Origin of the sequence: Hymenobacter sp. BT491, from assembly GCF_014349165.1 — a bacterium.
GTDB lineage: Bacteria > Bacteroidota > Bacteroidia > Cytophagales > Hymenobacteraceae > Hymenobacter > Hymenobacter jejuensis.
On record NZ_JACSJJ010000004.1, the window covers coordinates 1 to 12,729 of the forward strand.

A 12,729-nucleotide genomic window follows, 5' to 3' on the forward strand; every position below is an offset into this window, starting at 1 on the left:
TTGTCATCCTGAGCGCAGCGAAGGACCTTATCCCGTAGCTACGGGATAAGGTCCTTCGCTGCGCTCAGGATGACAAGGTTAATAGTAATGGCACTTGTTGTATGCTACTGCTTGCGGCAGCCAGCAAAAGAGCGGGCGGTTGTGTAGTGGATAGCAAAGTCGGCTAGCGCGCGCTTGTCGCTCACAAACACCACGTAATCAGCGAAATCGCGGCTGGTAGTGATGTACCAATAGCCCGCGCGGTCGGCGAAAAGCTTGTTCTCTTCCTTGAACACCATGAGGTCGGCGAAGGCTTCGTCGGGCTCTTCGTACGCGGCCGCAAAGCAATAGCTGCGGCGACGCGGGTCCCTTTCAAGATAGATCGAGCCGTAAATCAGGCACGGATCTACGGAGCGCACAGCCGATGCAGCCGCAACCGTAGTGGCTGTCAGCGAGGGGGTTGCGAAGGCGCTCAGCCACAACAAGCCGGAAAAAATCAGGGAGAAGAACATCAGCTAACGAAAAACCGCGACCAAGCGCCGCGTGCATTCCCCGGACAACTACTAGGCCACCTTTAGTTCAGCAAGTAGTTCAGCAGAAGCTGGCAGGCTGCTCTAAAATGACTTGATGATCTCGGTGAAGTCGCGCGACTTGAGCGAAGCACCGCCAATCAGGCCGCCGTCGACGTCGGGTTGCGAGAACAACTCCCTAGCATTCTGAGCGTTAGCCGAACCACCGTACAGGATGGTTGTGTTCAGGGCCGCTTCGGCGTCGTAGGCCCGAGCGATTTGCTCGCGGATAAATGCGTGCACTTCCTGCGCTTGCTGGCTGGTGGCAGTTTTGCCCGTACCGATAGCCCAGATAGGCTCGTAGGCGATTACCACTTGGTCGAACTCTTCGTTGGAGAGGTGAAACAGGCCGTTTCGCAACTGTTTGGCAATGAACTCGTTGGTATCGTCGGCTTCGCGCGTTTCCAACGATTCGCCCACGCAGAAAATCGGTTTCAGGCCGGCACCGAGGGCGGCTTTTAGCTTTTGGCTGAGCAATTCATCGTCTTCGCGGAAATACTGCCGACGCTCGGAGTGCCCCAGTATAACATACTCAACCCCAACCGATTGCAGCATCTTTGCGGATACTTCGCCGGTGTAGGCGCCGCTTTCTTTCTGGTGGCAGTTCTGGGCGCCCAAGTGAAAATGATCGTTTTGGGGCAACTGCTTGCCGATGGCGTGCAGCAGCGGAAACGGCGGGCAAACCACAATTTCTACCTCAGAGCCGGTCACCTCGTCGGCCACCATGTTCGTGATTTCAGAGATCAGAGCGAGGCCGTCCTGATACGTCATGTTCATTTTCCAATTGCCGGCGACGATGTTCTTGCGCATACTAGTAGAATGGTGTTGTAAGTACGTTGACGTCAGCAAAGAAACAATAAATACCCCGAGCGGCGCAGCAAAGCCAGCAGCTAATCTGCCCGGACGCGGTACTTTTTCAGCCCCAGCAACACGCCCCCCACGGCCACCACGGCCGCTCCGGCCAACGCTGCCCACCCCAACTCCGGATAGCCCCCGCGCTGCGACACCCAAATGGCCGCCAGCGCCCACGCGATCACCAGCGGGTACGCAATTTCGCGGAATGTATTGCTGATAATCAGGCCCAACGCGACTACTACGGCGAATAAGGCCAGGGTCAAAATGATAGAAATATTCAATGCCGGCTGCCAGCCGAGTTGGCGCAGCCCAATGGTAACGTTGATGACCGACGCCACCGAAATCCAGCCCAGATAAAGCGCAAACGGCAGGCTCGTCCAGCGCGGGGCTGTTTCCTGCAATACACGCCGCCGAGCGCGGCCATAGACCATAATCAACGCGCCCAAAATCAGGAGCATTACCAGCACGCTGGGCACAATCAGCTCGTAGGCGAAGAGCACGACCCAAGCGGCCGTAGCGACGCTGGCAACCGTCAGGGGTTTTGCAACTGCATCAGGCAGAGATAGTTGCCGCTGGGCGGGCAAGAGTTGCCACACCGCATAAATGGTCAGACTCAGGAAAATCAGTCCCCAGATGCTGAAAGCATAGCCCGCCGGCGTGAGCAGCGTCGGGTATTTGCCCGACACATATCCCATCGACTGCCCGTTAAACGGCCGCGCATTCGACCAATAATTCAGCACAATGTTGCCGATAACGGTGGTCGCGGCCAGCCACCGCCAGACGCGCGCCGGCGCGGATGCGCTTGTGTAAGAAACAGATGAAGTGGTAGTTACCATGGGTACAAAACAAACAGAATGGGTGTTCTTCCCAACGCAGCTACCGCCTCAGTGTTGTAATCGCGCTTTTTTGGCGGGTATCAGGCCGCAAAGTATTGCTGAATTACGTCGTCTGTTAATTCGCGCGGTTCGGTTTGCTGTGTCATGGACGGCGGGTAGGCATTCCGGCAAAAACCCGCTTGGCGCTTGAAGTCGAACAGCGCGTGGCAATACCCGTTGATGATCATGGCCGCCGCGCTTTCTTCCTCGTCCCAGAAAATCTGGCCGGTGACGGCAATCTCTTTGTCGGCTACATCGTCGACATTGTAAATGTGCAGCGCATCCACCACAATCATGCTTTCGCCGCCTTGGTTTACGGCATAGAAATAGCCTGTGGTGCCGTCGTCCTCGAAGATCACTCCTAAGTCACGATTGCCGGGAAAGCTGCTGATAAAGACTTCTTTCGCTCCTACTAAGAACTGTTCTTCTGCGGCTAATTTCATGATACAGAATGGATTGACTAACAAATAAAAAGGAGCCGCAATGATGCGGCTCCTTTAGTTTACGGCAAACGGGCGTTTACAGCTTTTCGGCTAGGAAACGCGCCGTGTGGTTGGTGTCCTTGAGCTTTGCCATCTCCTCCGGCGTGCCTTCAAACAGCAGGTGTCCGCCGTTGATGCCGCCTTCCGGGCCTAAGTCGATAACCCAGTCGGCGCACTTGATGATGTCCATGTTGTGCTCGATGATCAGGACCGAATTGCCTTGTTCCACCAGCGCATTCAAAGCCTTGAGCAGCTTGTTTATGTCGTGGAAGTGCAGGCCGGTGCTGGGTTCGTCGAAGATGAACAGGATCTTGTCGTTTTGCAGCGTGTTGCCTTTGGTCAGGAACGAGGCCAGCTTCACGCGCTGGGCCTCGCCGCCCGAAAGCGTATTGGCCGACTGCCCCAAGCGGATATAGCCTAAGCCCACATCATCCAGTGGCTTGAGGCGTTCGGCTACTTTGGGCTGGTCTTTGAAGAACTCGATGCTGTCGGCGATGGTCATGTCGAGTACTTCGTCGATGCCCTTCTCCTTGTACTTCACGTCCAGAATATCCTGCTTGAACTTGCGGCCGCCGCAGCTTTCGCACGTCAAGTAGATATCGGCCATGAACTGCATCTCAATTTTCACCTGGCCTTCGCCCTGGCATACTTCGCAGCGCCCGCCTTCGATGTTGAAGGAGAAATGCGAAGGCTTCAGGCCGCGCGCTTTGGCCAACGGCTGATCGGCAAACAACGCCCGAATGGCATCATAAGCTTTTACGTAAGTAACTGGATTAGAACGACTTGACTTTCCAATCGGGTTTTGATCCACGAACTCGACATGCGTCACCTGGCCGTTTACGCCGGTCAGGCGGTCGAACTTGCCGGTCGCTTCGCCGGCACCGCCGCCAAGCTGCTTGGCCAGCGCGGGTGCCAGAATGCGGCGCACCAGCGTCGATTTGCCCGAACCCGAAACGCCCGTTACGACGGTCATCACGTTCAGCGGAAACTTCACCGACACGTTTTTGAGGTTGTTTTCGCGAGCGCCTGTCACTTCCAGCGCGTTGCGCCACGGCCGCCGGTCTTTCGGCACGGCCACCTCCATCTTGCCGCTTAAGTACTGGCCGGTGTAGGTTTTGGTGTCTTTCAGAATCTCGGGGTACGTGCCCTGAAACATCAGATGACCGCCGCCCGAGCCAGCTTCCGGCCCAATGTCGATGATCTGGTCGGCTTCCTCCATCATCTTCTCCTCGTGCTCCACCACAATCACGGTGTTGCCGAGTTTCTGCAACGAGCGCAGCACACCGATGAGCTGCTCGGCATCCTTCGGGTGCAGCCCGATGCTGGGCTCATCGAGAATATACATCGAGCCCACCAGCGCCGAACCCAGCGACGTCGCCAGCGAAATGCGCTGCGACTCGCCACCCGACAGCGTGCTGCTCAGGCGGTTGAGCGTGAGATAGCCCAGCCCCACGCGGTTGAGGTAGCCCAAACGGTTGGTAATTTCGGTGCTGAGGCGTTCGGCTACTTTGGCGTCGTGCTCGTTAAGTGCCAGATTATCAAAGAATTCCAGCGCCTTGCTTACGGGCAGCAATACCAAGTCCGTGATGTTTTGGCCGTCGATCTTGACGTATTGGGCGTCGTGACGCAGGCGCGTGCCGCGGCAATCGGGGCAAGTGGTGCGGCCCCGGTAACGCGATTGCAGCACGCGGTACTGGATTTTGTGCGTTTGGGTGGCCACCCATTTGAAGTACGAATCAAGCCCTTCGAAGTACTTATTGCCCTTCCAAAGCAGCGTGCGCTCGGCTTCCGAAAGCTCGTTGTAAGGCCGGTGAATGGGAAAATCGAAGCGGATGCCGTTTTTCAGCAGGGGCTTCAGCCATTCGCTTTGCTTGTCGGTGCGCCACGGCGCGATCGCACCTTCGTAGACGGTCAAGCTTTTGTCGGGGATGACCAAGTCTTCGTCAATGCCCAGCACCGAGCCAAAACCTTCGCAGGTCTGGCAAGCGCCATACGGATTATTGAAGGAGAAAAAGTTGACGTTGGGCTCTTCGAACACGATGCCGTCGAGCTCAAAGCGGTCCGAAAACTGGCGCGTTTCTTCGTCGAGCTTGATAATGCAGGTGCCGTGGCCCTCGAAAAACGCGGTTTGCACCGAATCGGAGAGGCGGAACATCAAATCTTCGTCGCCGGTCCGAATCACGGCGCGGTCGACCATGATGAATACTTCGCCCTGCACTTCCGGCTTGCCTTCGCCGATTAGGTCTTCGATGAACGCCATTTCGCCATCGACGACGATGCGCGAATAGCCTTTCTGCAAAAGCAAATCCAGCTCCTTGCTCATCGGCCGACCTTCTTCCGAAGGCAGCAGCGGCGCCAAAATCATGGTCCGGGAGCCGTCGGGCAGGCCGAACATATAATCAACTACGTCGGCTACAGTGTCTTTGCGCACCTGCTCGCCGCTGATGGGCGAAAACGTGCGGCCAACGCGGGCAAACAGCAATTTCAGGTAGTCGTAGATCTCGGTGCTGGTGCCAACCGTGGAGCGGTTGTTCTTGATCGAAACCTTCTGCTCGATGGCAATGGCCGGCGAAATGCCGCGGATATAGTCGACGTCGGGCTTGTCCATGCGGCCCAGAAACTGGCGCGCGTAGCTCGACAAGCTTTCCACGTACATGCGCTGCCCTTCGGCGTACAAGGTGTCAAACGCCAGCGACGACTTGCCCGAGCCCGACAGGCCCGTGACGACGATAAACTTGTTGCGCGGCAGGGCCACGCTGAGATTCTTGAGGTTATGAACGCGCGCGTTTTTGATAAGAATGTATTCGCGCGGGTCGAGCTGGTCTATCGGGTCGGCCGCGGGGGCGGCTACTTGTAGAGATTCTTGGGCCATAGAAGCGTAAACAGCCTTTGCCTAGGGTTTGGTTTCCAGCGGGCGAAAGGAGTTTACGAAGGTACGAGGGTTGGGCGTATGGATTCAGCAACTCAGCTAAAGAACCGCTAGCTCATGCTCGCAAATCCTTAACATTGCATTACGTCATTTTATGGTTTTCCAATGCCCATTTCTAGTCCGTTAGCCTCGCTTTATAGTGTCTTACAAAATATCCGCACCAACGCCGAAACTAATGCCGCGTTACTTCGCAAAAATGAAGCTGCAACTCGTGCAGCCCTGATTGATCCGATTTTGCGCACACTCGGCTGGGATACTACTGATATCCGCATGGTAGAACCGGAAAAAACAATCAATACTGCTTGGCGCGCCGATTATGCTCTCCACAATTCCGAGGGCAAAATAGAGTTGCTGGTTGAAGCCAAATGCTTGGGATCGGACCTTGAAAAATTCAGTGTGGTACAGCAGCTATTAAGCTACGCCTTTGGCTTCGGGGTGCAGAAGATCCTGATTACTGATGGCCTTAACTGGCATTTTTACAGCGAATTCAACCCAGGAAATCAGCACTATGGCGCCAGCTTCAACTTGTTGCAGGACGATTTGGTAGTCTGCGCTTTACACCTGATTCAGTGGCTGGATGCGGCTCATAGTGGGCATGGGCCATTTGCGCAGAATACTATACAAAGTTCTTATAATCAGCAAGTTAATCCAGAAACACCTCGGAGAGTTGAAACAAAGGTTGTGCCCTCTCTTGAGTCTCACAAGCCTAATAATAGCTTTGTTGAGCTAGCTCGTGTCCATACGCTGCAATTACAACCCAACCAGAAGCCGACCCAATTGCGGCTACCAGATGGAACAGTAAAAGCTATCAAATCTTGGAAGGATGTACTCCTCGAATGCTGCTATTTTGTTCTCCGCAATAACCTAAACCTTACGCTTCCGATTCTCGACAAAGCAGGTAAAACAAAGTCGCTTTTCAGCTTTGAAAAACCTGTAAAGGTTTCAAGCACAAAGGCTTCCTACAAAGGCGAGACGATCTTTATTGGCGCTCATTATAGTGCTCCGAATTGCATTGCGAACGCCCTATACGTGCTGAGCCTCGCACCAAAATCCGTGAACAAAACTAGCGCGGCTGTATCATTCTAAATCAAAGAAGCAGGCGTTGCACCACAGGCCGAGCCGTATCTTTGCGTTCTGATAATGGAGCAGGAAGATCAGCGCAAAATCATTCACCTAGACATGGATGCATTTTATGCCTCGGTGGAGCAGCGGGACAACCCCGAACTGCGCGGCCGGCCCGTGGCTGTGGGCGGCTCGCGACAGCGGGGCGTGGTAGCGGCCGCCAGCTACGAGGCGCGGCAGTTTGGCGTACGCTCGGCCATGGCCTCGTCGGTGGCACTGCGGCGGTGCCCGGAGCTGGTTTTTGTGAAGCCGCGCTTCGAGGTGTACAAGGCCGTTTCGCAGCAGATACGCGCCATTTTTGCCGAATACACGCCTCTAATTGAGCCGTTGTCGCTCGACGAAGCTTACCTCGACGTAACGACCAACCTCAAAAACATTGCCTCCGCTACCCGGATTGCGCAGCAGATTCGGGCGGAAATCAAGGCCCAAACCCAGCTGACGGCTTCGGCAGGCGTTTCTTACAATAAGTTCTTGGCGAAGCTGGCTTCTGATCACCAAAAGCCTGATGGTCTGTTTGTTATAAAACCCGAGGAGGGATTGAAGTTTGTAGAGGCGCTGGCGGTGGGCCAGTTTCACGGCATTGGCAAAGTGACGGCGGCGAAAATGAATCAACTGGGCATTTTCACTGGTCTTGATTTGCGGCAGCAAACGGAAGCCTTTCTGCGTCAGCATTTTGGCAAAGCCGGGGGCTACTATTACGCCATTGCCCGGGCCGAAGACCATCGCCCCGTCGTGGCCGATCGCTTGCGCAAGTCGGTGGGGTCGGAAACTACTTTTGAGCAGGATCTGACCTTGCCAGAGGAGCTAACGACGGGGTTGCAGCCTTGCGTGGAGGACGTCTGGGCCTACTGCGAAAAAGCCGGCATACTGGGCCGCACCGTCACGGTGAAAGTGAAATATGCTGACTTCCAACAAATTACCCGCAGTCGATCCTATTTAGGCCCCATCACCAGCAAGGCGATTATCGAGCAGACTAGCAACGAGCTGGTCAGCGCGCTCATGCCGCTGGCCAAAGGCGTGCGTTTGCTGGGGGTTTCGCTGTCCAATTTGGATACCAACGAGCCGCCCGCCGCGGGGCGTCAGCTAGCGTTGCCGTTTTAGCCTACCTCTAGGCTATAGGTTATTTCTGCCGAACGGCGGCTTTTTTACCTTTTTTCGCAGCAGCTTTTTTCTGTTTGCGGCGCGGCGGTTTGCGCTTGCGTTTCTGAAACAACGCGCTGAACCGCTGCCGTTCGGCTTTGCGTTCGGCGCGGTCGAGCAGGCGCTGGGGCAAGCGCAGAATCAGGCGGTCGCGGACGTATTGGGCCAGGCGCGAAAGTGGCACTAAGTGGGTGGTACGCAGCAGGCCCAGCACTTCTCCCCGCCGCAATTGGCTCACGCCCGACAGGCCGCTGGCTAGCAGGAATTGCTTGATTTCTTCCAGGCGCAGCAGGCTCGCTACGCACGAGCGCTCCACGGTGCTGTTGTACTGCGCCGGGCGATGGGCTTGCAGATCACCTTGTGCGGTAACGATCAGTATGCCAACCCATTCCGGAAGCAGCGGCAGCAATTTATCCAGGTGTTTCGCGGTCACGACGAAGGTGACAAAATCGTAGGTCTGGCCGTAGCAAAGCAGCTGGTTGGTGACGCGTTGCAGCGTGTCGCCGTCGCCTTTCACCTCGTAGCCGTGCATGAACTCGGGGGTGATGTGCACGACATCGGCGCGAGTGCTGCCGGTGGGCAGCTCATCGACGTACACACCGCCTTGCAGCAGCGGATACAGCAAAGCCCGGATTTCGGGATCGTTCATGGAAGCACTAAAAATTACTTTATATAAGTATTTGATTATTAATTACTTATATATTAAAGCCTGACCTATTTGCGTGTTCAATCGTAGAAGCGAAGATTGCTTTTATCTATCGTTTTTACGCACTTTAGCACACAACCAATGGCCAATACAACCGCGCCGGCCTTTCCGGCAACTTACTCCCTCGGCGGAGATCTGAACGTCAACCGCATGGGTTACGGCGCCATGCGTATTACCGGCGAGGGCATCTGGGGTCCGCCGCAAGATCACGATGAATCGATCAGGGTGCTGCAACGCGCTGTGGAACTGGGCATTAACTTCATCGACACGGCCGACAGCTACGGCCCCAACGTATCGGAAGAGTTGATTGCCGAGGCTCTGCATCCGTACGCCATAGGCTTGGTTATCGCTACCAAAGGCGGCTTGCTGCGCACCGGCCCCAACCAATGGCCCATCAATGCTCACCCCGACCACATGCGCGAAGCTTTGGAAGGCAGCTTGCAGCGCCTCAAGCTCGACCAGATTGACTTGTACCAACTGCACCGCGTGGATCCGGAAGTGCCGTTTGAAGACACGTTGGAATTTCTGCAAAAAGCGCAGGAAGACGGCCTTGTGAAGCACATTGGCCTATCGGAAGTGACGGTGGAGCAGATTCAGAAGGCCCAGGAATACGTACCCGTCGTATCGGTACAGAACATGTACAGCGTCGACAACCGCAAGTGGGAAGCCGAGCTGAATTACTGCGAACAAAACAACATGGCCTTTATTCCGTGGTACCCCTTGAGCGGCGGCAACACCGACGCGCTTGCCAGACTCGACCGCATCGGCCAGAAATACGATGCCAGCCGCCAACAAATTGCCCTGAGCTGGTTGCTGCACCGCTCGCCCAACATTCTGCTCATTCCGGGCACGTCGAAGGTGAAGCACTTGGAAGAAAACTACAAAGCCGTTTCGATTTCGCTTTCGGAAGAAGACATGGCCGAGCTGGAAAAGCTGAGCGACGCCCAATAAACCAGCCGAAAACCGAGTTGTAAGACGACTTTTATAGCCCAAAGCGGCTTCTGACGACCTGAATACACGGTCGTCAGAAGCCGCTTTTTTGTACTCCCAATCTGCATTGTGTGTCATAAATATTTACACAATCGTTTGTGTTACATGGCATAAATTCTTATGATTGGCAGACCATTCCGTCTTCCCACCTGCCCTTTCATAAGACCCAATAAATCAGCAATTTATTATGGCAGACAACCTGCTTCTTCCGAAGGCAAAGCCCGCCTTATACGCCGCCGCTGGCCTGCTCTTGCTCTCTGGAATTGCGCAAACCGCTTTTTCGGCTGAGCACGATGGCGCCCGCCAAAGCGCCAAGCCAGTGGCTGCCGAAGCCGGAAATCCGATCATCAAAAACAAGTATACTGCCGATCCGGCGGCGCTGGTGCACAACGGCACCGTGTACCTCTACACCGGCCACGATGAGGCTGCGCCGCGTCAGGAAGGGTACGTGATGCACGAATGGCTGTGCTTTTCGTCGAAGGATATGGTCAACTGGACGGAGCAGCCGGTGCCGTTGCGCGTGAAGGATTTTGCTTGGGCCAAGGACGATGCTTGGGCGTCGCAGGTGATTGAGCGCAACGGTAAGTTCTATTGGTACGCGGCCGTGGAGCACGGCACCATCCACGGCAAAGCGATTGGGGTGGCTGTGTCCGATAGCCCAACCGGCCCGTTCAAGGATGCCCGCGGTTCGGCCCTGATTACCAACGACATGACCACGGAAGCCAAGATTTCGTGGGACGACATCGACCCCACGGTCGTCATCGATGGCAACAACCAGGCGTACTTGTTCTGGGGCAACACGATTTGCTACTACGCCAAGCTCAAGCCCAACATGACCGAGCTGGACGGCCCTATTAAGAAGGTAGAAGGCCTCAAAAACTTCACCGAAGCGCCCTGGATTCACAAGCGTAACGGCTGGTATTATCTGTCGTACGCGTACCAGTTTCCCGAAAAAACGGCCTACGCCATGAGCCGCACTCTCGACGGCCCGTGGGAATACAAAGGCATTCTGAACGAGCTGGCCGGCAACTCCAACACCAACCACCAGGCCATCATTGATTTCAAAGGGCAGTCGTACTTCATTTACCACAACGGCGCAATCTCGCCCGACGGCGGCAGCTTCCGGCGCTCCGTCTGTATCGACTACCTCAACTACAACCCCGACGGCACCATCAAGCGCATCGTGATGACCACGGAGGGCGTGAAGCCAGCAAAGTAAGGGTGCTTATATAAATCATTTATTATCAGTTCCTTATATAAATAACTGTTTTAAGAAACAATGTCGTGTCATGCAGAGCGCAGCGAAGCATCTCTATCGCTTCGTTGAGATTGGTAATCAGTAGAGATGCTGCGCTCGGCATGGCCTTTTATATGCGATAACAACTCACTTTTGTTATCTACAAAGCCAAAAAGGCCCCGCAAGACGGGGCCTTTTTGGTGGCTTAAAAAGAACAAAAAAAGACGAGCAAAAACTTTTTTAGGTAGCCAGATGCGGTAGCACGACATCGAGCGTTTAGGATACATCCGGGTTTGGTTTTGTCATTTACCCGATCGGTGTGATGATTTGGGGTATTTGGCGTTTTCGGCACCCATCTTGCCCGGTACTTTTCGTATGCGTTTGACTTTTTCCTTGAGCGGCTGCCTGGTGGCGTTGCTGCTTGCTTCTGCTCCGGCTGCGTTTGGGCAACGCGCCGCGCTTCCGAACCTAACCGGCCAATGGACCGGAAGCCTGCGAATCCCGACGGGTTCTTCGCTTCAGCTGTTGCTGCACATGCGCGACGCCAACGGCCGCCGCTCCGCCACGCTCGACATTCCGACTCAGGATGTGCAGGACGTTGCAGTAGACCGCGTGGAGTCGCGCGGCGACAGCGTGCTGCTTTTTCTTACGGATATGAAGGCCCAGTTTGCGGGCCGCCTAGCTCCCGACGGACGGCAACTCAAGGGTACGTGGCGCCAGAACAACGCGCGCCTGCCGTTGATGCTACAGCGGGAAAGTGCCGAGCCAACTCCGGCCTACGCCAAAGGCAACGCCAGATTGAAGCGGCCGCAGGAGCCCGTGCCGCCTCTTCCCTACCGCTCGGAAGAAGTGCGTTTTTCCAACGCTAATGCGGGCGTGCAGCTGGCGGGCACCCTCACGTTGCCGCCCGGCAAAGGTCCTTTTCCGGTAGCGGTGCTACTGACTGGCTCTGGCCCCCAAGACCGTGATGAAGCCGTATTTGGGCACCGGCCTTTCTTGGTAATAGCCGACTACCTTACCCGTCAGGGCCTGGCCGTCCTGCGCTTCGACGACCGCGGCGTGGGCCAATCAACAGGCGATTCGAAGAACGTGACGGCAGTTGATTATGCGCAGGATGCCCAGGCGGCTATGACTTATTTACGCAGTCGCCCCGATATCAATAGCAAGCAAATTGGCCTGATTGGGCACAGCGAAGGCGGGGCCGCCGGTGTGCGCACCGCCGCCCAGGGCCTGAGCCCGGCTTTCTTGGTGCTGCTGGGCACGGCTGGCTTGCCCGGCTCAGAAGTAGCAGTACGTCAGGCACTTGACATGGCGCGCTTCAAAACCAGCGACCCTAATGTGCTGGCTAACGTGGAGAAGCGTCAGCGCGCTGCCATTCAGGTAGTGCAGCGCACCTTAGACAATGCACAGGCCCAGGAGCAGATTGTGAAAATTATGCTACCCGATATTCCGTTGCCCGCCGAGCAAGCCAACCAGCTCAAGGCCGTGGTGCATGCGCAGGCAGCCACCATGACAACGCCTGCGTTCCGGTTTCTCCTCTCCGACAACCCGCAGCAAACCCTGCGCGCGGTAAAGTGCCCAGTGCTGGCCCTTATCGGCTCCAAAGATTTGCAGGTGGCCCCCGACGCCAACCTGCAAGCTATCGACAAAGCCTTGAAAGCCAGCGGCAACCGCGACGTAACCGTGCGTGAGCTGCCCGGCCTCAACCACATGTTCCAAACGGCCACGACGGGCAACATTGCCGAGTACTCGCAGATTCAGGAGACGGTTTCGCCGGTGGCCCTGCGCACCATGAGCGATTGGCTCATCAAACACGTGCGCTAGCTCAAAACCAGAAACTGATCT

11 protein-coding genes are annotated in these 12,729 nt (G+C 55.8%); 5 read left to right on the plus strand and 6 right to left on the minus strand.

What is annotated here, in order from left to right:
* Positions 1-104: 104 nt before the first annotated feature.
* The 5 genes from H9I52_RS16700 to uvrA form a co-directional block, all read right to left on the minus strand.
* Positions 105-491 (minus strand): DUF6150 family protein, encoded by a 387-nt coding sequence (locus tag H9I52_RS16700; RefSeq protein ID WP_222940549.1) that lies wholly within the window; start codon positions 489-491, stop codon positions 105-107.
* A gap of 102 nt (positions 492-593) precedes the next feature.
* Positions 594-1,358 carry a triose-phosphate isomerase gene (gene tpiA / locus H9I52_RS16705; RefSeq protein WP_187454824.1) on the minus strand — a complete coding sequence of 255 codons (765 nt, stop codon included), beginning with the start codon at positions 1,356-1,358 and terminating at the stop codon, positions 594-596.
* Positions 1,359-1,438: 80 nt separating this feature from the next.
* Positions 1,439-2,239, minus strand: coding sequence for a hypothetical protein (locus H9I52_RS16710; protein ID WP_187454825.1), 801 nt, complete (start codon positions 2,237-2,239; stop codon positions 1,439-1,441).
* 80 nt (positions 2,240-2,319) lie between these two features.
* Positions 2,320-2,721 (minus strand): DUF2251 domain-containing protein, encoded by a 402-nt coding sequence (locus H9I52_RS16715; protein WP_187454826.1) that lies wholly within the window; start codon positions 2,719-2,721, stop codon positions 2,320-2,322.
* A 76-nt stretch (positions 2,722-2,797) separates the two neighbouring features.
* A complete protein-coding gene (gene uvrA, locus H9I52_RS16720) occupies positions 2,798-5,632 on the minus strand; it encodes an excinuclease ABC subunit UvrA (protein ID WP_187454827.1) in 2,835 nt (944 codons plus the stop codon).
* A 162-nt stretch (positions 5,633-5,794) separates the two neighbouring features.
* Between uvrA and H9I52_RS16725 the strand changes: the two genes are divergently transcribed.
* Both H9I52_RS16725 and dinB read left to right on the plus strand, forming a co-directional pair.
* Positions 5,795-6,775, plus strand: coding sequence for a type I restriction enzyme HsdR N-terminal domain-containing protein (locus H9I52_RS16725; RefSeq protein ID WP_187454828.1), 981 nt, complete (start codon positions 5,795-5,797; stop codon positions 6,773-6,775).
* Between the two features lie 54 nt (positions 6,776-6,829).
* Positions 6,830-7,912: a DNA polymerase IV gene (gene dinB, locus H9I52_RS16730; protein ID WP_187454829.1), complete on the plus strand. Its 1,083-nt coding sequence runs from the start codon at positions 6,830-6,832 to the stop codon at positions 7,910-7,912.
* Positions 7,913-7,931: 19 nt separating this feature from the next.
* Here the strand turns inward: dinB and H9I52_RS16735 are convergent, their stop codons facing one another.
* Positions 7,932-8,600, minus strand: a complete 669-nt coding sequence (locus H9I52_RS16735; protein WP_187454830.1) for a sce7726 family protein — start codon at positions 8,598-8,600, stop codon at positions 7,932-7,934.
* Between the two features lie 138 nt (positions 8,601-8,738).
* On the opposite strand from H9I52_RS16735, the gene H9I52_RS16740 reads away from it, so the two are divergent.
* The 3 genes from H9I52_RS16740 to H9I52_RS16750 all read left to right on the plus strand — a co-directional run bounded on the left by H9I52_RS16740 (position 8,739) and on the right by H9I52_RS16750 (position 12,708).
* Positions 8,739-9,608, plus strand: coding sequence for an aldo/keto reductase (locus H9I52_RS16740; RefSeq protein ID WP_187454831.1), 870 nt, complete (start codon positions 8,739-8,741; stop codon positions 9,606-9,608).
* 226 nt (positions 9,609-9,834) lie between these two features.
* Positions 9,835-10,866, plus strand: a complete 1,032-nt coding sequence (locus tag H9I52_RS16745; RefSeq protein WP_187454832.1) for a glycoside hydrolase family 43 protein — start codon at positions 9,835-9,837, stop codon at positions 10,864-10,866.
* A gap of 393 nt (positions 10,867-11,259) precedes the next feature.
* Positions 11,260-12,708: an alpha/beta hydrolase family protein gene (locus tag H9I52_RS16750; protein ID WP_187454833.1), complete on the plus strand. Its 1,449-nt coding sequence runs from the start codon at positions 11,260-11,262 to the stop codon at positions 12,706-12,708.
* Positions 12,709-12,729: the final 21 nt, after the last annotated feature.